The organism is Kitasatospora sp. NPDC001175, from assembly GCF_053598215.1.
Genome location: NZ_JBSFJU010000011.1, coordinates 91,281 through 114,013 on the forward strand (window position 1 = coordinate 91,281; position 22,733 = coordinate 114,013).

Annotated in this window: 15 protein-coding genes; 7 read left to right on the plus strand and 8 right to left on the minus strand. The window is 71.2% G+C overall.

Annotation, left to right across the window (positions count from 1 at the left end; genetic code table 11):
• Positions 1-164 precede the first annotated feature (164 nt).
• Positions 165-1,277 carry a serine/threonine-protein kinase gene (locus ACWDAK_RS11150; protein WP_427393797.1) on the minus strand — a complete coding sequence of 371 codons (1,113 nt, stop codon included), beginning with the start codon at positions 1,275-1,277 and terminating at the stop codon, positions 165-167.
• 162 nt (positions 1,278-1,439) lie between these two features.
• Positions 1,440-1,868, minus strand: a complete 429-nt coding sequence (locus ACWDAK_RS11155) for an SRPBCC family protein (protein WP_344639436.1) — start codon at positions 1,866-1,868, stop codon at positions 1,440-1,442.
• 553 nt (positions 1,869-2,421) lie between these two features.
• On the opposite strand from ACWDAK_RS11155, the gene ACWDAK_RS11160 reads away from it, so the two are divergent.
• On the plus strand, positions 2,422-4,725 hold the full coding sequence (locus tag ACWDAK_RS11160) for an FdhF/YdeP family oxidoreductase (RefSeq protein WP_344639435.1): 2,304 nt from the start codon (positions 2,422-2,424) through the stop codon (positions 4,723-4,725).
• A gap of 51 nt (positions 4,726-4,776) precedes the next feature.
• Here ACWDAK_RS11160 and ACWDAK_RS11165 read toward each other — a convergent pair whose 3' ends face one another.
• On the minus strand, positions 4,777-6,183 hold the full coding sequence (locus tag ACWDAK_RS11165; protein ID WP_344639434.1) for a C40 family peptidase: 1,407 nt from the start codon (positions 6,181-6,183) through the stop codon (positions 4,777-4,779).
• 344 nt (positions 6,184-6,527) lie between these two features.
• Between ACWDAK_RS11165 and ACWDAK_RS11170 the strand changes: the two genes are divergently transcribed.
• Positions 6,528-7,718 carry an inorganic phosphate transporter gene (locus tag ACWDAK_RS11170; protein WP_344639433.1) on the plus strand — a complete coding sequence of 397 codons (1,191 nt, stop codon included), beginning with the start codon at positions 6,528-6,530 and terminating at the stop codon, positions 7,716-7,718.
• 19 nt (positions 7,719-7,737) lie between these two features.
• Positions 7,738-7,980, plus strand: coding sequence for a hypothetical protein (locus ACWDAK_RS11175; RefSeq protein ID WP_344639432.1), 243 nt, complete (start codon positions 7,738-7,740; stop codon positions 7,978-7,980).
• A 461-nt stretch (positions 7,981-8,441) separates the two neighbouring features.
• On the opposite strand, the gene ACWDAK_RS11180 is transcribed toward ACWDAK_RS11175, so the two are convergent.
• Together ACWDAK_RS11180 and ACWDAK_RS11185 are read right to left on the minus strand one after the other, a co-directional pair.
• Entirely contained in the window at positions 8,442-10,001 is a 1,560-nt protein-coding gene (locus ACWDAK_RS11180; protein WP_427393798.1) for an MDR family MFS transporter, read from the minus strand.
• A gap of 128 nt (positions 10,002-10,129) precedes the next feature.
• Positions 10,130-10,591 (minus strand): MarR family winged helix-turn-helix transcriptional regulator, encoded by a 462-nt coding sequence (locus tag ACWDAK_RS11185; protein WP_344639430.1) that lies wholly within the window; start codon positions 10,589-10,591, stop codon positions 10,130-10,132.
• A gap of 125 nt (positions 10,592-10,716) precedes the next feature.
• Here ACWDAK_RS11185 and ACWDAK_RS11190 point away from each other — a divergent pair, with 125 nt between their 5' ends.
• Complete coding sequence (locus ACWDAK_RS11190; RefSeq protein ID WP_344639429.1) at positions 10,717-11,745, plus strand: ABC transporter permease; 1,029 nt, start codon at positions 10,717-10,719, stop codon at positions 11,743-11,745.
• Between the two features lie 64 nt (positions 11,746-11,809).
• Here the strand turns inward: ACWDAK_RS11190 and ACWDAK_RS11195 are convergent, their stop codons facing one another.
• The 3 genes from ACWDAK_RS11195 to ACWDAK_RS11205 form a co-directional block, all read right to left on the minus strand.
• Entirely contained in the window at positions 11,810-12,340 is a 531-nt protein-coding gene (locus tag ACWDAK_RS11195) for a GtrA family protein (RefSeq protein WP_427393799.1), read from the minus strand.
• A gap of 311 nt (positions 12,341-12,651) precedes the next feature.
• Entirely contained in the window at positions 12,652-15,048 is a 2,397-nt protein-coding gene (gene lon, locus ACWDAK_RS11200) for an endopeptidase La (RefSeq protein ID WP_344639427.1), read from the minus strand.
• Between the two features lie 227 nt (positions 15,049-15,275).
• Positions 15,276-15,989 (minus strand): rhomboid-like protein, encoded by a 714-nt coding sequence (locus ACWDAK_RS11205; protein WP_344639426.1) that lies wholly within the window; start codon positions 15,987-15,989, stop codon positions 15,276-15,278.
• 622 nt (positions 15,990-16,611) lie between these two features.
• Here ACWDAK_RS11205 and ACWDAK_RS11210 point away from each other — a divergent pair.
• The 3 genes from ACWDAK_RS11210 (at position 16,612) to ACWDAK_RS11220 (ending at position 22,641) form a co-directional block, all read left to right on the plus strand.
• Positions 16,612-17,349: a response regulator transcription factor gene (locus ACWDAK_RS11210; protein WP_280695361.1), complete on the plus strand. Its 738-nt coding sequence runs from the start codon at positions 16,612-16,614 to the stop codon at positions 17,347-17,349.
• A gap of 66 nt (positions 17,350-17,415) precedes the next feature.
• A complete protein-coding gene (locus ACWDAK_RS11215) occupies positions 17,416-18,606 on the plus strand; it encodes a sensor histidine kinase (protein ID WP_427393800.1) in 1,191 nt (396 codons plus the stop codon).
• 297 nt (positions 18,607-18,903) lie between these two features.
• Positions 18,904-22,641, plus strand: coding sequence for a multifunctional oxoglutarate decarboxylase/oxoglutarate dehydrogenase thiamine pyrophosphate-binding subunit/dihydrolipoyllysine-residue succinyltransferase subunit (locus ACWDAK_RS11220; RefSeq protein WP_427393801.1), 3,738 nt, complete (start codon positions 18,904-18,906; stop codon positions 22,639-22,641).
• Positions 22,642-22,733: the final 92 nt, after the last annotated feature.

The following is a 22,733-nucleotide window of genomic DNA, read 5'->3' on the forward strand; positions in this document are numbered from 1 at the left end:
GTCGCGCAAAGGTCGGCGTCCGGCGGGCCCACACGGATCGGCCGATTCCTATCGATCCATCCAGTCGGCCGGGTCACCGAATCGGCTGCCTTGACGCTGGACAGGGCGCATCCAGGCCGCGCACGGCCCCGTCGCAAGGGCGTCCCGCAGCCCTGGCCCCTGCCTCAGTCGCGTTCGAAGCGGGCGAGGTCGCGGGCGGCCGCCTCGGCGAGCGGGCCGCCGGGGCCGGCGGCGGTGAGGACGTCGCGGAGCAGGCCGACGGCCTCATCCGGCCGGCCGGCGGCGGCCAGCCAGAGGGCCAGGTCGTGCCGGGTGCGCAGGGTGCGGGGGTCCTCCGGACCGCACTCGCGGGCGAACTCCTCGACCAGCGGGCGCAGTTCGCGGACGGCGGCCGCAGGATCGCCGTCCGCGCCGAGCGCCCAGGCGGCATCGGCCCGCGCCTTGAGCTCCCGCCACCGGCCGGGCCGGATCGCGTCCAGCCTGCGCCGGACCTCGGCGGCGTCCGCCGGACGGCGGTCGGGGTCCTTGGCGAGCAGGTCGAGGATCAGGCGGTCCAACTCCGCCGGCAGCAGGGGCACCTGACCGCGCGGGGAGTCCGGCTCGCGTTCGAGGTGGCAGTACATCAGCCCGTAGGTGTCCTCGGCCTGGAACGTCTTCCTGCCGGTGCAGAGTTCGTACATCACGCAGCCGACGGCGTACAGGTCCGAGCGACCACCGCTGTCCTCGCCGCGCCAGCGTTCGGGGGCCAGGTAGTGCGGGCTGCCGACGACCGAGCCGGTACTGGTGAGACCGGTGGTGCGGCTCTCCAGGCGGGCAATGCCGAAGTCCAGTACCCGCACCTCCCCGGCGGCGGTGATCATGATGTTCTCCGGCTTCACGTCCCGGTGGACGACCCCGGCCCGGTGGGCGGCGTCCAGGGCGTCGCAGAGCTGGCCGACCCAGCCGAGCGCGGTCTCCAGCTCGGTCGGGCCCGCCCCGATGACGCCCGCGAGCGAGCGGCCGGTGATCAGCTCCATCACCATGTAGGGCTCGGGCCGCGCCTTGGGGAAGTCGTACAGGGCCACGATGTTGCGGTGGTTGAGCCTGGCCGCCGCGATCGCCTCGGCCCTGAAGCGTGCCAGATCGCGCGGCGAAGCCGTGTACCGGTCCGTGAGGAGCTTGACCGCGACCTCGCGCTCCAGCTGCTGGTCGTACGCCCGGAAGACCACCCCGAAGCCGCCCCGGCCGAGTTCGCCGATCAGCTGGTACCGGCCGTCCAGCACGTCCCCCGCCTTCATCGCGCCCCCACCCCGACACCCAAGTGTCGCCGAATCGAACGAAGTTCAGATCAGAGTTCGGATCGACGTTCAGACTAACGGCGACACCCGGGCCGCAAGGCGGGCGCGATCGAATCGTTCGACCCCGGTCCTCCCAGGAGTCCGGCGGAGAGCCGCCCAGGGCTACTTCCGGCTCTCCAGCAGGTCCTTGAACTTCTCCAGGTCGGTCCGGACCGCCTCCTCGATCGCATGGACCTGGGCGAACCCCTTCGGGCCGCCGAAGGCCGTCCGCACGGCCTCCGCGTCGTACTCCAGCCGGACCTGGAGCTGGGTGTGCTCCTCGTCCAGCGGGTTCACGGCGAAGGCGCACTTCAGCTCCGGCTTGTCCACCGTCCAGTCCATGACCTTCTGGCCGCCGCGGTCGGCCAGCCTGGTCTCGAATGCCTGCTCGCCGTCACCGATCCGGATGTCGAGATGGGCTCGGCTACTGCCGTGCGCGGCGGCGCTCTTCACACCCTCCACGAACTTCGGGTACTCGTCGATGCGGTGCAGTTGCGCCCAGACCTCCTGCGCCGGGACATCGATGTTGATCTGCTCTTCCAGCCTGCTCATCGGAAGCCTCGCTTCCCGGCCCGGCCACCCGGGCCATCGGTACCTTCCAGCCTGCGCTGCCGCCCGCCGCCCGGCAACCACCAGCCGTCGGACACCGGCCGCACCCCGTCCGGGCGGGCCCGGACGGGCCCGGGCGGGTCGGTCCCGGAGCGCCTCACGGCCTCGCCGTCCGGTGTCTCACGGGATCCGGCCCTTCCGCGCCGGCCGGACGGGTACGTCGTCGATCGCTCAGGGTGGTTCGACCGGGTGTTCCGCGGGTGCGCGGCGTCATGCCTGGAACGCGATCAGCTGCCGCCGGTGGTTCTCCCGGGCCGCCTCCCCTGGCGGCGCGCTCGGCGTCCCGCCCGGCGACCTCCGCACGGACGATCGGGATCACGCACCGGCCGAAGTCGATCGCGTCGTCGACCACGCACAGCCGCCTCCCGCCCCCGACGGGCCTCGTGCCCGTCTCCGGGCCCATCCCCTCTCCCCGGCGGGGTGCCGCAGGTGAAAGGATTGCCGCCGGCCCCCTGCAAGGATGCGGGGGACCTGGTGAGTCAGGAGGTGGGCAGTAATGGCCAAGCAGGCCCCGCAGAGCGACCCGGCACAGGACGCGCCCCGGGTGTCGCCACCCCACCGCGCCGCCGCCGGCCTGCCCGCCATCGCCCACACCCTCCGCATGGCCGGTGCCCAGATGAGCCCGGCCCGCACCCTCGCCACCCTCACCAAGGTGAACCAGCCGAAGGGCTTCGACTGCCCGGGCTGCGCCTGGCCCGAGCCTGGCAAGACCCACACCGCCGAGTTCTGTGAGAACGGCGCCAAGGCCGTGGCCGAGGAGGCCACCGAACGCCGGATCACCGCCGACTTCTTCGCCACCCACCCGGTCGCCGACCTGGCCACTCGCTCCGGCTACTGGCTCGGCCAGCAGGGTCGTCTGACCCAGCCGATGCTGCTGGACGAGGGCGCCACCCACTACGTCCCGGTGTCCTGGGACCGCGCCTTCGCCATCGTCGCCGAGGAGCTCGGGCAGCTCGACACCCCGGACGGCGCCGCCTTCTACACCTCCGGCCGGACCAGCAACGAGGCCGCCTTCGCGTACCAGCTGTTCGCCCGGCAGCTGGGCACCAACAACCTGCCCGACTGCTCCAACATGTGCCACGAGTCGTCCGGTTCGGCCCTCACCGAGACCCTGGGCGTGGGCAAGGGCAGCGTCCACCTCAAGGACCTCTACCAGGCCGACCTGATCATCGTGGCCGGCCAGAACCCGGGTACCAACCACCCCCGGATGCTCTCCGCCCTGGAGCGCGCCAAGCGCGCCGGCGCGAAGGTCGTCAGCGTCAACCCGCTCCCCGAGGCCGGCCTGGAGCGGTTCAAGAACCCGCAGAACGCCCGCGGCCTGATCGGCGGGGGCACCAAGCTGACCGACCTCTTCCTGCAGATCCGCCTCGGCGGCGACCTGGCGCTCTTCCGCGCCCTCAACCGGATCCTGCTCACCACCGAGGGCGCCGTCGACCACGGCTTCATCGCCGAACACACCCTGGGATTCGAGGAGTTCGCGGCCGAGGCGAAGACCACCGACCGCGCCGAGGTGGAGGCCGCCACCGGTCTGCCGTACGAGCAGATCGAGGAGCTGTCCCGGCTGGTCCTGGCCTCGGAGAAGATCATCGTCTGCTGGGCGATGGGCCTGACCCAGCACAAGCACGCGGTGCCGACCATCCGCGAGGTGGTCAACTTCCTGCTGCTGCGCGGCAACGTCGGCCGCCCGGGTGCCGGGGTCTGCCCGGTGCGCGGGCACAGCAACGTGCAGGGCGACCGCACCATGGGCATCTTCGAACGGCCCACCCAGGCCTTCCTGGACGCCCTCGGCAAGGAGTTCGACTTCGAGCCGCCGCGCCACCACGGCCTGGACTCGGTGGACACCATCAGGGCGATGCGCGACGGCCGGGTGAAGGTCTTCTTCGCGATGGGCGGCAACTTCGTCGCCGCCACGCCCGACACCGAGGTGACCGAGGCGGCGATGCGCCGCTGCCGGCTGACCGTGCACGTCTCCACCAAACTCAACCGCTCGCACGTGGTCACCGGCGCCCGCGCGCTGATCCTGCCCACCCTCGGCCGCACCGACAAGGACCGCACCGCCGGGGGCGACCAGTTCGTCAGCGTCGAGGACTCGATGGGCATGGTGCACTCCTCGCGCGGCGGGCTGCGCCCGCCGAGCCCCGAGCTGCTCTCCGAGGTGGCGATCGTCTGCCGGCTGGCCCGCGCCGCCCTCGGACCGCAGAACCCGGTCCCCTGGGAGGAGTTCGCCGCCGACTACGACACCGTCCGGGAGCGGATCGCCCGGGTCGTGCCGGGCTTCGAGGACTTCAACACCAGGGTGCGCCGCCCCGGCGGCTTCGCCCTCCCGCACGGCCCGCGGGACAGCCGCACCTTCCCGACCGCCACCGGCAAGGCCAACTTCACCGTCAACCCGATGACCGCCCCCGAGGTCCCGGCGGGCCGGCTGCTGCTGCAGACCCTGCGCTCGCACGACCAGTACAACACCACCGTCTACGGTCTGGATGACCGCTACCGGGGCATCACGGGCGGCCGCCGGGTGGTCCTGGTGAACCCCGCCGACGCCGCCGAGCTGGGGCTGACCGAGGGCGGCTACGTCGACCTGGTGAGCGAGTGGCAGGACGGCGTGGAGCGCCGGGCCCCGCACTTCAAGGTGGTGCACTACCCGGTGGCCCGGGGCGGAGCGGCGGCGTACTACCCGGAGACCAACGTGCTGGTCCCGCTGGACTCGACGGCGGACATCAGCAACACGCCCACCTCGAAGGCCGTGGTGATCCGCTTCGAGGCCGACACCGCCCCCGACGGGGCGGCGCTGCGCGTCTGACGGCCGGGCCCGGCCGGGGCCTCGCCGGCGGCGAGGTCCCGGCCGCCGTCCTCAGCTCCGGTTCGAGGGTGACGGGGAGGGCGAGGCGGACCCGGACGCCGAGGGCGAGGCGGACCCGGACGCCGTGGCCGACGGCGTACCCGAAGTACCGGCCGACGCCGTGGCCGACGGGCTGCCGGACGGCGTACCGCCGGGCTTCGGGGTGTCGCTCGGGGCCGGCTTCGGCAGCGTGGACGGCTTCGCGGGCTTGATCGGCGTGACCTGGTCCGCCGATGCCGCGACGTCCGGCACCTTCCAGGCCCCGCCCTGATCGTCCGCCGCCGCCCCCGGGTCGGGCCGGACCGCACCGAGGATCGGCATCATCGCGACCGGCGAGATCTTCACCACCGAACCGGTGTGCGGAGCCTGCACCACCAGACCGCCGCCGATGTACATCGCGACATGGGTCGCCTCGGCGTGGTAGATCACCAGGTCACCGGGGCGCAGCTGGTTCAGCGGCACATGCTGCAGCTCCGCCCACTGCTCCTGGCTGGTCCGCGGGATCGGACGGCCCGCGTGCAGCCACGCCTGCGAGGTCAGCCCGGAGCAGTCGAAGACCTCCGGCCCCTCCCCGCCCCACTTGTAGTCCTTGCCGAGCTGCGCCAGCGCGAACGCCACCGCCTTGCGCCCGGCGGCCGACGGGGTGCGCTCGCCCTTGCCGAGCACACCGGAGGCGAGGAGGGCCAGCTGCGCCTCGTCGGCCTGCTCCTTCTCCAGCTGCGCCAGCTCGTCGCGCTGCGCGCCGGTGAGCGAGCCGACCATGGCCTCGACGTCCTGCAGCCGCTTGGCCGCCTCGTTCTTGGCCTTCTCCTGCTGGGCGGCGAGCGCCTGCGCCTGCGCCTGGGCGGCCTGGGCCTGCTGCTGAAGCACGGTCAGCTCGGCCCGGTCGGCCTTCAGCTTGTCCAGGAACACCGCCTGCGAACGCCCGGCCGCCTGGAGCAGTTCGGCGATCACGACCGCCTCGTACGGGTCCTTGGCCAGCAGCAGGTCGGCGAACTGGGAGACGTTGCCGTTGCGGTACTGCGCGCCCGCCAGCTGGGCGGCGAGGTCGGTGCCGGCGTCCACGGCGGCCTGCTGCCTGGTCAGCCGGACACCCAGGTCCGCGACCGCGGCCTGCTGCTTCCTGAGCCGGTCGACGCCGGTGTTGTAGGTCTCGGTGGCGGCCTCGGCCTCGGTGTACAGCTGGTGCAGCCGCTGCAGCAGCGGCAGCAGGGTGGCCTTGGCGTTCGCCAGCGGATCGGCGCCGGGCGCGACGGTGGCCGTGGGCCCGGGATCCGGGGCCGCGTAGGCCGTCCCGGCCATCGGCAGTGCGAGCGCGGCCGCCACCAGGGCCGCCCCGCAGCGCAGCGCGGCGCGCACCCACGGATTGGTGCCGGTCGTCCCGCTGCCGGTTGCCTCGACCCGTTGCGCAGCACCCATCGGCCGGCCCTCCCCTGCCCGGCGGCGCCGGACCTCTGTTACCCACGAGTTACCGGCTGATCCTGCCATGCCCCGACCACGACAGACAGGGGCCGTGCGCACGGTGCTGATGAATTTTCAGATTCAGTGTGAGCCCCGTCTCACCGAGACACCGTCAAATCGTCTGATCATCGACAAATGCCCACGTCAACGGCCTATCCGTCACGCCGCGTCCGCCTTCACGCAACCCTCACGCCACTGTCGGAACCACGATTCCCGGCCCAGTTCACCTTCCGTTCACCAACCGTCCCTACGGTCGCCGGTGACAGCTCTGTCAGGTCGACTCCTACGACGATTGTTTGGGTATGGAACACATCACGTTCCTGGTGGCCGTTGTGATCATCACGGCGCTCGCCTTCGACTTCACCAACGGCTTCCACGACACTGCCAACGCGATGGCAACGTCCATCGCCACGGGAGCACTCAAGCCCAAGGTCGCCGTCGCCATCGCGGCCGTCCTCAACTTCGCGGGTGCGTTCCTCTCCGTGAAGGTCGCCACCACCATCTCCGGCGGCATCGTCAACGAGAAGGCGGGCCTCCAGCCGTCGATCATCTTCGCGGCGCTGGTGGGCGCAATCCTCTGGAACCTGCTGACCTGGCTGAAGGGCCTGCCCTCCAGCTCCTCCCACGCGCTGTACGGCGGTCTGATCGGTGCCACCGTGGTCGGCGCCGGCATCAACGGCGTGAACTTCGCGACCGTACTGTCCAAGATCGTCATTCCGGCCGTCGCCTCCCCGATCGTGGCCGGCCTGGCCGCCTGGGGCGCCACCAAGCTGGCGTACCTGCTGACCCGGGGCACCGACGAGAAGACCAGCGACAAGGGCTTCCGCAAGGGCCAGATGTTCTCGGCCTCGCTGATCTCGCTCGCCCACGGCACCAACGACGCCCAGAAGACCATGGGCATCATCACCCTGACCCTGGTCTCCGCCGGCGCCCTGCACAAGGGTGCGACGCCGCCTGTCTGGGTGATCGCCGGCGCCGGTGCGGCCATCGCGCTCGGTACCTACATGGGTGGCTGGCGGATCATCCGCAGCATGGGCTCGGGCCTGGCCGACATCCGTCCGCCGCAGGGCCTGTCCTCCGAGAGCGCCGCCGCCACGGTCATCCTGACCTCCTCCGCCATGGGCTACGGCCTGTCCACCACCCAGGTCTGCTCCGGCGGCATCATGGGCGCCGGTCTCGGCGGCCGTAACCCCCGGCTGAACTGGGCGATGGCCCGCCGCATGGTCTACACCTGGGGCCTGACCCTGCCCGCCGCCGCCGTCGTCTCCGGTCTCGCCGCCGTGGTCGTGGACCAGGGCACCTGGGGCATCGTCCTGATCGGCGCGGCCCTGGTGCTCGGCTCCGGCTCGATGTACCTCATCTCCCGCCGCCAGCCGGTGCACGCGGGCAACGTCAACGACGTGACCCCGGTCACCGCCACCGAGACCGTCGAGGTCACCCCCGCCGGCCCCGTCACCACCCCGACCGCCGCCTCGACCACCGTCGCGGCCTGAGACCGGAAGGCAGTCACTCATGAGCGTCAGCATCAAGTGGGCCGCCCTGGCCCAGACCGCGGGCGTCAGCTTCGCCGTCACCATCGCCGTGGTCGCGGTCTTCTCGGTCGGCGTCCTCGCCCTCTGCCGCCGCGAGGCGGCCCTGGAGACCGCCGGCACCGGCGGCGCCACCGCGGGCAAGGGCAGCCTGGCACTCGCGTCGGTCTGCTTCACCGCCTGCGCGGGCGCCGTCCTCTACGGCCTCAGCCTCATCGCCGGCTGAGCCGCGACAGCCGCGACAGCCGCGCCGAGGCGGACGGGACGGCAGCCACGCCGCACTGAGCCGGAAGCGCAAGCCGCACCTTCAGGGGCGCGGGGAACACGCGCGCACGACCATGCACCTCCGTCGAGGGCTGGCCGCGCGCGTTCCCCGCGCCCCTGAGTGCTGTCGGGCCGCCCTGGCGCCTACCTCCCACAGAAGGGGGGCCCACACGACCCCGAGCGCCGCACAGGACCGGTCCCCGGCGAGCCAGTCCCGCCGAAGCCCTCAGAGGGGCGCTCACGCAGCCCCCACGCCCGGGCGTGCACCGGCACTACCCGCCCCTGTCTCAGCGGCGAAGGCCCGCTCACACGCCCCCGAAGCCCGGCGACTTCTCCCGGGTATGGGGACGGCCCGGGGCACCGTCCGTGGCGCCCCGGGCCGTCCCAGCACCCGGCTCCGGTTCTCAGTCCTTGACGAGGTTCTCAGTCCTTGACGAGCTGCAGGTCCGCCCGGCGCACGGGTGCCTCCTCCTGACGGGTCCGCAGCGGCACCTCGCGGATCAGCAGCACCACCGAGAAGGCCACCAGCGCGAACGGCGCGGCCACCAGGAAGACCTCCGCCACCCCGTGCCCGAAGGCGTCGGTGACCAGCGGCACCACCGGCTTGGGCAGCTTGTGCAGATCGGGGATCTCCCCGCCGCCGGCCGCGGCCGCGGGGTTGATGTGCGCGGCGATCAGATTCTCGGTCAGGTGGTGGGTGACCCGGTTGGAGAGCAGGGCGCCGAGCGCTGTGACACCCATCGCACCGCCCATGGTCCGGAAGAAGGTGACCGCCGAGCTGGCCGCGCCGAGCTCCTGGCGCGGGACGGTGTTCTGCACCGCCAGGACCAGGTTCTGCATGGTCAGACCGAGACCGATCCCGGTCAGCGCCATGAAGAGGGCGAGCATCGGGTAGGCGGTGTTGTCCCGGATGGTGCCCAGCAGCCCGAAGCCGGCCGCGAGCAGGAAGGTCCCGGAGACCAGGTACGCCTTCCACTTGCCGTACCTGGTGATCAGCCGCCCGGCCACGGTGGAGGAGACGGCCAAGCCGAGGATCATCGGCAGGGTCATGATCCCGGCCATGGTCGGCGACTTCTCCCGGGCCAGCTGGAAGTACTGGCTCAGGAAGGTGGTGGCGCCGTACATCCCGATTCCGACCAGGGCGCTGGCGATCGCGGCCAGCGAGACGGTCCGGTAGCGGAACAGACCGAGCGGGATGATCGGCTCGGCAGCCCGGCTCTCGACCAGGACGAAGAGCGCGGCCAGCGCCAGGCCGCCCGGCACCATGACGGCGGTCTGCCAGGAGATCCAGGCGTAGTTCTGGCCGGCCAGGCTGATCCAGATCATCAGCAGGCTGACGGCGCCGGCGATCAGCAGCGAGCCCAGGTAGTCGATCTTCACCTTGCGCTTGGCGACCGGCAGCTTCAGCGTCCGCTGCAGCACCAGGATGGCGATCAACGAGAACGGGATGCCGACGTAGAAGCACCAGCGCCAGCCGAGCCAGCTGGTGTCCACGATGACGCCGCCGATCAGCGGGCCACCGATGGTGGCCAGCGCGAAGACGGCGCCGAAGTAGCCGCTGTAGCGGCCGCGCTCACGCGGCGGGACCATCGCAGCCAGGCAGATCTGGCCGAGTGCCGTGACACCGCCCGCTCCGATGCCCTGCAGGACCCGGCAGGCGACGAGCTCGCCGGTGTTCTGGGACAGGCCGGCCAGGGCGGACGACACGATGTAGATCACCAGCGCGACCTGGACCAGCAGCTTCTTGCTGACCAGGTCGGAGAGCTTGCCCCAGATCGGGGTGGAGGCGGTGAGCGAGAGCAGCGCGGCGGTGATCACCCAGGTGTACGCCGTCTGGCCGCCGTGCAGGTCGTTGAGGATCCGGGGCAGGGCGTTCGACACCACGGTCGAGGAGAGGACCGCGACGAACAGACCGAGGAGCAGACCCGACAGGGCTTCCAGGACTTGGCGATGGTTCATGGATTCGGTCGGGGAAGCGCTCATCGGGATCCTCCACTGAGATTCGTTGCCTTAGGCAACCATAATTCGAGATGGTTGAATTTGGCAACCTTCTTTGGGGCAAAGCAAAGCCCGCCGGTCACGGCGGGCTGGATGCGAACGGAGCCGGAGCCTCAGGCTTCGAGCGACTCGGCGGTCAGGGCGTTGAAGCGCTGCAACAGCTCGCCGAACTGCCGCACGTCGACCGTCTCCCAGGTCCCCAGCATCGCCCGGAACTCGGCCATCCGCCGCCCCTTGGCCCGCAAGAAGCGCTCGGAACCGTCCTCGGTGAGCGAGACCAGCGAGGAGCGCCGGTCCAGCGGATCGACCTCGCGCGCGACCAGACCAAGCGCCTCGAGCACCTTGACCTGACGACTGATGGTGGCCTTGCCCACCCCGAAGTGCACGCCGATGTCGGTCATCCGCACCCGCCCGGCAGCCTCGATGAAGGCCATCATGCTGTAGGCGACGCCCTCCAGCTGCGGATGCACCAGCCGGGACATGTCCGCCGCGCGGGCCCGGCCGCGCCGGAACAGCAGCGCGACCTCGCGCTCGACCGCCTGGAACGCCTCTTCGGCAGCCGCCTCGTCACTCATGGCGACAAGTATCCCGCAGACCGCGCGAGATCCCCCCAGCCCGAGAACTGCTTCACGACATGAAGTATCATCCTCATGAAGTATCCGTTTTGACCGCGTTCTCGATCAGTAAGGGGAGAGAGTCGATGGCCGGCCCGGACCAAGGGTTCCTCGCAGAACTGAAGGACGCGGTGAAGCCCCGCGCCGCGCTCATGGTGATCGCCGTACTGCTGCTCCAGCTCGGCTTCATCACCTCGTACGTCGGTGCCCTGCACCACCCGACCCCGCACCAGCTGTCGATCTCCGTCGTCGCGCCGCCGCAGGTCAGCCCGAAGCTGGTCGCGGGCCTCGAGTCGGTACCGAACGACGCGGTCAAGGCGGGCGCGGTGGAGAGTCCGCAGGCGGCGACCGACCTGCTCAAGGACCAGAAGATCTACGCGGCCCTGGTGTTCAACCCGAAGGGCACCGAGGACACCCTGCTGGTCGCCAGTGCCCGCAGCGCGTCCGTCGCCACCGCTGCCGAGCAGATCGTCACCGGCCTGGAGAAGACCCAGAACCGCACCGTGAAGATCCAGGACGTGGCCCCGCTGGCGGCGGGCGACGGCCGGGGGCTCTCCTCCTTCTACCTGGTCGTCGGCTGGTGCGTCGGCGGCTACCTGGTCGCCTCGATCCTCGGCATCAGCGCGGGCGCCCGGCCCGCCAACCGCCACCGGGCGCTGATCCGCCTCGGCGCCCTCGCGCTCTACTCGGTCGCGGCCGGGATCGGCGGCACGATCCTCGTCGGCTCGGTCCTGGGCGCCCTGCCGGGCTCCAGCGCGGAGCTGATCGGCCTCGGCAGCCTGGTGGTCTTCGCGACCGGGGCGATCACCATGGCCCTGCAGTCGCTGTTCGACGTCATCGGCATCGGCCTGGCGGTACTGATCTTCGTGGTGCTCGGCAACCCGAGTGCGGGCGGCGTCTACGCTCCGCCACTGCTGCCCCCGTTCTGGCGGGCCATCGGCTCCTGGATCCCCAACGGTGCGGGCACGGACGCGACCCGTTCGATCGCCTACTTCGACAGCACCAACATCGCCGCTCCGCTGCTGGTGCTCGGCGCCTGGGCCGTGCTCGGCATCGCCGTCACGATGCTCGCGGTGCTCCGCGGTCCCCGTGGCGGCCGCGAACTGGCCAACTGACGGACCGTAGGTCCAACAGGTCTGAGGCCCCCTCCCCCTGCACACCGCGCCGGGGCAGGGGGCCTCAGACGCGTTCGTGCTTCTGCTGCGGCCTGCGCCGTTCCCCGGCGGCCGGCGGCGACTCGGGCAGGAACACCCAGCGCTTCATCGCCCAGTACCTGAAGGCCATCGCCAGCAGCGTGCCGAGGATCATTCCACTGACGAAGTCGGCCACCTCCTGGGTGAAGGCGCTGACGTCCGGTTCGCGCAGGTCCAGCACATAGCGGGAGACGGCCAGCGGGGCGTCGTTCACCAGGATCGCCACCCCGCTGACCACGAAGAAGAGCAGGGCCTCGCGCTGCCGGCCGTTGGTCCGGAAGGACCACTGCCGGTTGAGGACGTAGGAGACGACGGTCGCGATCACGGTCGCGACGGTGAGCGCGGCCACCGGCTTGGCATGCAGCACCGTGAGCTTCAGCGCGAAGTTGACGGCCATGGTGAGCAGGAAGCAGGTGCCGCCCACCACCAGGAACTTCACCAGCTTGCGGTGCCGTACCAGGAAGGGGTGCAGCCGGGCCGGAACCAGGGCCAGGGCCCGCTGAGTAGGTGACGGCATTTCGGCAGTGTCGCACGCTGGGGTTTCGTGCCGGTACCCCGCAGACCCGCCCGGGGCATTACCGCCTGGTTGCCCTTGCGCCCGCCGGACGGGCCCGCTATCCGGCGGCCCGCCGCGTTCCGCAGCACCCCGGTCTCCTGGTCCGTCCCGGCGCAGTAATTAGGGGTACGGGGTCGACTCACCCTGCGGGCGCCCGGAGCTGGCAGGCGGTCAGCATGCTTCGCCGTCAGGGGCGCGGGGAACCGCGCGACCGGCCCACCATGAAGGTGTGCGGCCGACCGAACAGGTCCCCGCGTCCCTGACGGACCCCCTCACGCCGCGGCGACCAGGACCTCCGCCGGCTCCAGGGCCAGCTTGAGCACCTCGCGGACGTCGCCCACCGGGTGGACGGTGAGGCGGTCCAGTACCTCGGCCGGGACGTCGTCCAGGTCGGGCTCGTTGCGCCTGGGGATGATCACCGTGGTGATCCCGGCCCGGTCGGCGGCGAGCAGCTTCTGCTTCACCCCGCCGATCGGCAGCACACGGCCGGTCAGCGAGACCTCGCCCGTCATCGCGACGTCCGTCCGGACCTTGCGGCCGGAGAGCAGCGAGGCCAGTGCGGTGGTCATGGTGATCCCCGCACTGGGCCCGTCCTTGGGGATGGCTCCGGCCGGGATGTGCAGGTGGACGCCCCGGTCGCGCAGGTCGGTGACCGGCAGCTCCAGCTCGGCGCCGCGCGAGCGCAGGAAGGAGAGCGCGATGTGCGCGGACTCCTTCATCACGTCGCCCAGCTGACCGGTCAGGGTGAGGCCGGTGCCGCCCGTCTCGGCGTCGGCCAGTGACGCCTCGATGTAGAGGACGTCGCCTCCGGCGCCCGTCACCGCGAGGCCGGTGGCCACGCCGGGGACGGCGGTGCGCCGCTCGGTGGGCTCCTGGGCGGACTCGGGGATGTGGTGCGGCCGCCCGATCAGCGCCCGCAGGTCGTCGGCACCGATGGCGGCGGGCAGCTCGCGCTCGCCCAACTCGCTCTGCGCGGCGACCTTCCGCAGGATGCGGGCGATCGAGCGCTCCAAGTTCCTTACGCCGGCCTCCCGGGTGTACTCGCCGGCCAGCCGGCGCAGGGCGGCCTCGTCCACCGAGACCTCCTCACCGGTCAGCCCGGCCTTCTCCAGCTGCCGGGGCAGCAGGTGGTCGCGGGCGATGACGACCTTCTCGTCCTCGGTGTAGCCGTCCAGGCGGACCAGCTCCATCCGGTCCAGTAGCGGCTCGGGGATGGCCTCCAGCACATTGGCGGTGGCCAGGAAGACCACGTCGGAGAGGTCCAGCTCGACCTCCAGGTAGTGGTCGCGGAAGGTGTGGTTCTGAGCCGGGTCGAGGACTTCGAGCAGCGCGGCCGCCGGGTCGCCCCGGTAGTCCGAGCCGACCTTGTCGATCTCGTCCAGCAGGACCACCGGGTTCATCGCCCCGGCCTCCTTGATGGCGCGCACGATACGGCCGGGGAGTGCGCCGACGTAGGTGCGCCGGTGGCCACGGATCTCCGCCTCGTCCCGGACGCCGCCGAGTGCCACCCGGACGAACTTCCGACCCATCGCACGGGCGACCGACTCACCGAGCGAGGTCTTTCCCACCCCGGGCGGGCCGACCAGGGCCAGCACCGCACCCCCACGGCGGCCGCCGACCAGGCCGAGCCCGTGGTCGGCCCGGCGCTTGCGCACGGCCAGGTACTCGACGATCCGGTCCTTCACGTCGGCCAGGCCCGCGTGGTCGGCGTCCAGCACCGCACGGGCACCGGCGATGTCGTAGGAGTCCTCGCTGCGCTCGTTCCAGGGGAGTTCGAGGACGGTGTCCAGCCAGGTGCGGATCCAGGAGCCCTCGGGTGACTGGTCGCTGGCGCGCTCCAGCTTGTCCACCTCCTTGAGGGCGGCCTCTCGGACCTTCTCGGGAAGGTCGGCGGCCTCCACCCGGGCCCGGTAGTCGCCCTCCTCGTCGACCGCCTCGCCGTTCAGCTCGGCCAGCTCCTTGCGGACCGCCTCCAGCTGCCGACGGAGCAGGAACTCCTTCTGTTGCTTGGCCACGCCCTCCTCGACGTCCTTGCGGATGGTGTCGTTGACCTCCTCCTCGGCGAGGTGGTCGCGCAGCAGCGTCAGCGCGTACTCCAGCCGGGCCAGCTGGTCCGCCTCCAGCAGCACCTTGAGCTTCTGCTCGGCGGTGGCGAAGGGCGCGTACCCGATGTTGTCGGCGAGCTCGCCCACGTCCTCCGTCTGGGCCACCCGGTCGACGATCTGCCAGGCCCCTCGCTTGCGCAGCCACTTCGTGGAGAGCGACTTGTACTCCTTGACCAGCTCGGCGGCCCGGCCGGCCACCGGCAGCCCCGGGTCGGACTCGCGGAACGGGCTGGTCTCCACCCAGAGCGCGGCACCCGGCCCAGTCGTACCGGCACCGATCCGTACCCGGCGGACGGCGCGGACCAGGGCTGCCGGGTCGCCGTCGGCGAGCCGGCCGACCTGCTCGACGGTGGCCAGGGTGCCGACCGCCGCGTACGAGCCGTCCAGCCTGGGCACCAGCAGGACCTGCGGCTTCACACCGCCCGCCGCACCCGCCCTGGCCGCCTCCACGGCGGCGCGCACCTCGGTGGCGGACAGGTCCAGCGGGACCACCATGCCCGGCAGCACCACTTCGTCGTCGAGTGGCAGTACGGGCAGGGTGAGCGAAGCGGACGTCGATGCCATGATCTCTCCCCAGTCAGCGAACTTGAGTTGACCTGACTAAGGATTGGAGGCATCGGGATGTTCCCAGCGCCGCGTTCGCCCTGAGCGAACGACTCGACCGCGGGAAGCCCGAGCAGCGGGACGCACCGAGCCGCACCGCTCAGAACACGGAGGAAACGGCCACCCCGCGACGGCGCACGACCCCGCTCGCGGCTCGCCGCACCGCCACGGCGCCGCCCGACCGGGGCCTACGCTCGCGCCACCGCGGGTTGCTCGCACAACTCCTCGCGCCCCTGGAACGCTTCGCTGCGCGGCCCGCCGCGCCGCAGCCATCGCCAGAGCGAGATACCGACCAGCAGGGCCGCCGGATGGCCGACACCGGTGACCAGGTCCCGGTCGGCGAGGATGCCGTGCCCGATCACGGCGGCCGCCCCGGCCAGCGCCACGAGCCGCCAGGGCGCCCGGAGCAGTCCGGCGAGCGCGCCGAGACTGGCCAGCACGCCGTAGCTGACGCCGATGTCGAGACTGTCCAGGGCGTCGGAGCCGAGCCGGCCCGAGGCCACGGCGACCGCGACGACCAGTTGCGAAAGCAGGGTGGCCAGGATGTGCCCGGCGGCGAAGACGCCCACCGCCCGCCACCCGCCGACCCGCCGTTCCAGCGGCGCCACGGTGACGGCGAAGGCCCACAGGTACGGCATCCAGACCGGTCCGGCGACCCACAGTCCGCTGAGCAGTAGGGGCAGCACCGTCCGGTGCAGCAGGTTGTGCCCGTCAGTGCTGGAGAACGCCTGGAGCCGGTACACCAGGGCCGGATCGGCGACATGGGAGAAGAGGGCGATGCCGAGCAGCACCAGCAGATAGCCGAACGCGAAGGGATTGCGCCGGGGGGTGGGCACCAGCCGCCGCACCAGGGCCGGCAGGTCGCTCACCGCCGGCCGTCCGACCCACCGCTCACCTGCCACGCCAGCTCCCCGCCCACACCCGACAGCACGCCCGCGACCGCGCGCGGGCCAACGACCCACCGGCCCCCCAGGCCGCCTGCGGCACCGCCCAGCGGCTCCGCATCCCGCCTCCGCTCCAGGTCGTGCGGGCCGAGTGGCATTGTCGTGCCCACGTTACGTCGAGCTCCTGAGAGCCTGCTGGGAGGGACCTGTGAAGATCACGCCACACCGGGCCGGACACCCTCCCCACCTTGGTCCGTACCAGCCCTTTGTTTACGGACAAGTAGTCACTTCGCAATGAAGTGTGCCATCCGTTCGAGGGCATACGCACCGTTACGGTCGATATTTTTGCCGGGTAAGGTATCGCCCCGTACCCAATCCCGGGCAGGTCTCCGGCCCCGGCCAACAGGCCGGTTGTATCCGGTTCACCTGCCGGGATGCTCGCAGTGTCCGTACGCTGCGATGAGAGCGGAGGGCTCGCAGACCCACACCTGCGGGCCTTTCCTTCCGGTGCCGACGGCGGACGGCATTTCGGGTGGACCGCGGGCCCGAACACGGCCCATGACGGAACAAGACGACTACGAGCGGAGCCCGCTGTCCCCACAGGCAGTCGGCCCGCAGCCCTGGGGGCGGTGGCGTGACCGTGACAGAAATTCAGCAGGAGAGCACCGGCACTGGCAGTCCGGTGACCACACAGCGACGGGTGCTCGTCGTCGAGGACGAGCCGACGATCGCCGAGTCGATCGCGGCCCGGCTCGGCGCCGAGGGCTTCAAGGTCGCCGTGGCCCACGACGGCCCCGGCGCGGTGGACGGCTTCCACACCTGGCAGCCGGACCTGGTGGTCCTCGACGTGATGCTGCCCGGCTTCGACGGCCTTGAGGTGTGCCGCCGGATCCAGGCCCAGCGCCCGGTGCCGGTCCTGATGCTGACCGCACGGGATGACGAGACGGACCTGCTGGTCGGCCTCGGCGTCGGCGCGGACGACTACATGACCAAGCCGTTCTCGATGCGGGAACTGGCGGCCCGGGTCAACGTGCTGCTGCGCCGCGTGGAGCGGGCCCAGCAGGCGGCCAGGACGCCCGCGCTCGGCTCCCTGCGCTTCGGCGAGCTGGAGATCGACCACGTCCAGCGCCGGGTGCGACTGGGCAGCGGCGACGTCCACCTGACGCCGACCGAGTTCGACCTGCTCGCCTGCCTGGCCGCCCAGCCGCGCGCCGTGCTCACCCGCGAGCAGCTGCTGGCCGAGGTCTGGGACTGGACCGACGCCTCCGGCACCCGCACCGTCGACAGCCATGTCAAGGCACTGCGCCGCAAGATCGGCGCCAGCTGGATCCGCACGGTGCACGGGGTCGGGTACGCCCTGGAGGCACCGCTCTCCTAGCCGAACCGGCGCTTGGGCCACCGGGGGGCCCAGGTCCGGCAGGTCGGGGGACGACGCAGGGACGACATGACCTTTCCACAGCAACGCAACGGGGCGACCCAGGCGCGGCACCACGAGGCGGACACCGCCGCACAGCCGCGCCGTGGTCTGCTGGCGCGCGCCGCCAGCCGCATCTGGACGGACATCCGCCCGCTCGACCCGGTCCGCTCCATCAAGGGCAAGCTGGCCCTGCTGGTGAGCGTGTCGGTCTTCCTGGCCACCGGTATGGCGGTGGTCGCGATCCGGTCGGAGACCCAGATCCGGATCATCATGATCTTCTCGATGATCGCCTCGCTGCTCTTCATGCAGTTCCTGGCGCACGGGCTGACCGCGCCGCTGCGCGCCATGACCGCCGCCGCCCGGGCCATGGCGAGCGGCGACTACAGCGCCCGGGTGGAGGTCTCCTCCCGGGACGAGGTCGGTGAGCTGGCCGCCACCTTCAACCGGATGGCCGCCGACCTGGAGGCCGCCGACCGGCACCGCCGCGAGCTGGTCGCCAACGTCTCGCACGAGCTGCGCACACCGATCGCCGCGCTGCGCGCCGTGCTGGAGAACGTGGTGGACGGCGTCGTCCAGCCCAATCCGAAGACCCTGGGCGCCGCCCTGGAGCAGACCGAACGCCTCGGTCGACTGGTCACCCACCTGCTGGACCTCTCCAAGCTGGACGACGGCGTGGTGCCGCTGGACGCCCGCCCCTTCGAGGTGCGGCCCTTCCTGGACGGCGTGCTGCGCGGCGTCACCGTGGACGGGGCCACGGCCGGCGGCGCGTACGCCAGGCGCGACGACGTGACCCTGCGCCTGGACGTCAGCCCGGCCGACCTGACCGGTGTCGCCGACACCGAGCGGCTGCACCAGGTGGTCGCCAACCTGGTGGACAACGCCTGCAAGCACTCCCCCACCGGTGGCGCCGTGACGGTCCGGGCCAGGGCCGGGGAGCAGCCGGGCGCCCTGCTGCTGGAGGTCGAGGACCAGGGCCCGGGCATCCCGGTGCAGGACCGCAGCCATGTCTTCGAGCGGTTCGGCCGCAGCGGCACGGCAACCGCCCAGGGGCCGGGCAGCGACGGCGGAACCGGCCTGGGGCTGGCAATCGCCCGCTGGGCGGTGGACCTGCACGGTGGCCGGATCCAGGTGGCCGAGACGGCCGAGGGCTGCCGGATCGAGGTCGCCCTGCCCGGCACCGGAACGGCCGAGGAGCCGGACGAACCCGCTGTGAGCTGATCGCCGCGATCTGTCACAGAACTGGGACACTAGGCGTCCGGCCCTGCCCTGCCCCGCGTGTCATCGGGCAGCGACCTGCGGTATTGTCCGATTTTGTGGGGGTTTCAGCCCAGCGAGAGGACGTCCGCCTACCCGCTGGCCGAGAGTTCTAACGCAGGTTTTCAGCCAAATTGCAGGTTGGTACTGTGATCTGGACGACGCCTCCCGGCTGGGGACTGCGCGATCACTGTTCGGAGGCGTAGCCTTAATCCCCGCTGTCCACCATCCCAAAAGGAAGCGGAAGAGGGCGGTTGCCCCGTGTCGCCACACCCTGAAACCCCTGTCAGCTCGGCAAGCTCCACTGGCTTCGGCCCCAACGAGTGGCTCGTCGACGAGATCTACCAGCAGTACCTCCAGGATCCCAACTCGGTCGACCGAGCCTGGTGGGACTTTTTCGCCGACTACAAGCCCGGTACCGAGGTGACTCCAGTGACCCAGGCCGCAACCCCGGCCGGCCCCGCGCCGACCACCGTTGCTGCTCCCGCCGCCCCCGCTGCCGCTGCCGTGGCGCCCGCCCCCGCTGCACCGGCCGCGCCGGTGCAGCCGGCGCCCGCGCCGCTCGCCGCAGCCCCCGCCGCGCCGCCCGCGCCCAAGGCCGCCGCCCCGGCCGCGCCCGCGCCGGCCGCGGAGGGCCCCGAGCTGATCCAGCTGCGCGGTCCGGCCAAGGCCGTCGCCAGCAACATGGACGCCTCGCTGGAGGTGCCGACCGCGACCTCGGTGCGCGCGGTCCCGGCCAAGCTGCTGATCGACAACCGCATCGTCATCAACAACCACCTGCAGCGCGCCCGTGGCGGCAAGGTCTCCTTCACCCACCTGATCGGCTACGCCCTGGTCCAGGCCGTCAAGGCCAACCCGGGCATGAACTACAGCTACCAGGTGAAGGACGGCAAGGCCTACCTGGTCAAGCCCGAGCACGTGAACCTGGGCCTGGCCATCGACCTGGTCAAGCCGAACGGTGACCGCCAGCTGGTCGTCGCGGCCATCAAGAAGGCCGAGACGCTGGACTTCTTCGGCTTCTGGCAGGCCTACGAGGACATCGTCCGCCGCGCCCGCGCCAACAAGCTGACCATGGACGACTTCACCGGCGTCACGGTCTCGCTGACCAACCCCGGTGGCATCGGCACCGTCCACTCGGTCCCGCGCCTGATGCAGAACCAGGGCACCATCGTCGGTGTCGGCGCCATGGAGTACCCGGCCGAGTTCCAGGGCTCCTCCCCGGAGACGCTGGCCCGCCTGGGCGTCTCCAAGATCATGACGCTCACCTCGACCTACGACCACCGGGTCATCCAGGGTGCCGCCTCCGGTGAGTTCCTGCGCTCGATCCACCAGCTGCTGCTGGGCGAGCACAACTTCTACGACGAGGTCTTCGAGTCCCTTCGGATCCCGTACGAGCCGGTCCGCTGGGCGACCGACGTCGCCGCCACCCACGAGGACGAGGTCAACAAGACCGCCCGCGTGATGGAGCTGATCCACGCCTACCGCGTGCGCGGCCACCTGATGGCGGACACCGACCCGCTGGAGTACAAGCAGCGCCGGCACCCGGACCTGGACGTGGTCTCGCACGGCCTGACCCTGTGGGACCTGGAGCGCGAGTTCGCGGTCGGCGGCTTCGGCGGCCAGAAGATGATGAAGCTCCGCGACATCCTCGGCCTGCTGCGCAACACCTACTGCCGCACCGTCGGCATCGAGTACATGCACATCCAGGACCCGAAGCAGCGCAAGTGGCTGCAGGAGCGCCTGGAGAAGCCGTACACCAAGCCCGAGCGCGAGGAGCAGCTGCGCATCCTGCGCCGGCTGAACTCCGCCGAGGCCTTCGAGACCTTCCTGCAGACCAAGTACGTCGGGCAGAAGCGTTTCTCGCTGGAGGGCGGCGAGTCGCTCATCCCGCTGCTGGACGCCACCATCGACGCCGCCGCCGAGCACCGCCTGGACGAGGCCGTCATCGGCATGGCCCACCGCGGCCGCCTGAACGTGCTGGCCAACATCGTCGGCAAGCCGTACGGCAAGATCTTCGGCGAGTTCGAGGGCAACCTCGACCCGAAGTCGATGCACGGCTCCGGCGACGTGAAGTACCACCTGGGCGCCGAGGGCACCTTCACCGGCCTGGACGGCGAGACCATCAAGGTCTCGCTCGCTGCGAACCCCTCCCACCTGGAGGCCGTGGACCCGGTCGTCGAGGGCATCGCCCGCGCCAAGCAGGACATCCTGGACCAGGGCGGCACCACCTTCCCGGTGCTGCCGATCCAGATCCACGGTGACGCGGCCTTCGCCGGCCAGGGCGTCGTCGCGGAGACCCTGAACATGTCGCAGCTGCGCGGCTACCGCACCGGCGGCACCGTGCACGTCGTGGTGAACAACCAGGTCGGCTTCACCGCCGCCCCGGCGTCCAGCCGCTCCTCGATGTACTGCACCGACGTGGCCCGCATGATCGAGGCCCCGATCTTCCACGTGAACGGCGACGACCCGGAGGCCGTGGTCCGCGTCGCGCGGCTCGCCTTCGAGTTCCGCCAGACGTTCCACAAGGACGTCGTGATCGACCTCATCTGCTACCGCCGCCGCGGTCACAACGAGGCCGACAACCCGTCGTTCACCCAGCCGCTGATGTACGACCTGATCGACAAGAAGCGCTCGGTGCGCAAGCTGTACACCGAGGGCCTGATCGGCCGTGGCGACATCACCATGGAAGAGGCGGAGCAGGCGCTCCAGGACTTCCAGGGCCAGCTGGAGAAGGTCTTCTCCGAGGTCCGCGCGGCCGCCACCGCCCCGGCTCCGGCCGCCAACGGCAAGCCGGTCGCCGACTTCCCGGTCTCCATCCAGACCGCCATCTCCGAGGAGATGGTGAAGCGGATCGCCGCCTCGCAGGTCAACCTGCCGGACTGGCTGACCGTCCACCCGCGTCTGCTGCCGCAGCTGCAGCGCCGCGCCGCCTCGGTCGAGGACAACACCATCGACTGGGCGATGGGCGAGACGCTCGCCATCGGCTCGCTGCTGATGGAGGGCCACCCGGTCCGCCTGGCCGGCCAGGACAGCCGCCGCGGCACCTTCGGCCAGCGCCACGCGGTCCTGATCGACCGCAATACCGGCGAGGACTACACCCCGCTGCTGTACCTGACCGAGGACCAGGCCCGTTACACCGTCTACGACAGCCTGCTGTCGGAGTACGCGGCGATGGGCTTCGAGTACGGCTACTCGCTGACCCGCCCGAACGCGCTGGTCATGTGGGAGGCGCAGTTCGGTGACTTCGTCAACGGCGCGCAGACCATGGTGGACGAGTACATCGCCTCCGCCGAGCAGAAGTGGGGCCAGCACTCCGGCGTCACCCTGCTGCTGCCGCACGGCTACGAGGGCCAGGGCCCGGACCACTCGTCCGCCCGCCCGGAGCGCTTCCTCCAGCTGTGCGCGCAGAACAACATGACGGTCGCGATGCCGACGCTGCCGTCGAACTACTTCCACCTGCTGCGCTGGCAGGCGCACAACCCGCACCACAAGCCGCTGGTCGTCTTCACCCCGAAGTCGATGCTGCGCCTGAAGGCGGCGGCGTCGGCCACCTCGGAGTTCCTCTCCGGCTCGTTCCGCCCGGTCATCGGCGACACCACCGTGAACCCGGCGAACGTGCGCAAGGTGGTCATCACCTCCGGCAAGTTCTACTACGACCTGGAGGCGGCCCGCGCCGAGCGCGGCGTCACCGACACCGCGATCGTCCGGATGGAGCGGCTCTACCCGCTGCCGGTGGCCGAACTCCAGGAGGAGCTGGCCCGCTACGGCGACAACGTCCAGTTCATCTGGGCGCAGGAGGAGCCGGCCAACCAGGGTGCCTGGCCGTTCATCGCGATGAACCTGGTCGACCACCTGCAGGTCGTCATCGGCCGCAGCGCGGGCGGTGGCGCCCGCCTGCTCCGCGTCGCCCGCCCGGCCTCCTCGGCCCCCGCGGTCGGCTCGGCCAAGCGGCACGCCGCCGAGCAGCAGGCTCTCCTCGACGAGGTCTTCAGCCTCTGAGTCGACGGCCTCGCAAGGCACTGAAGGGCCCGGTCCCCGCTCCGGCGGGGGCCGGGCCCGCGGCTATCCTGACCAGGTCAATTCCCATCGGA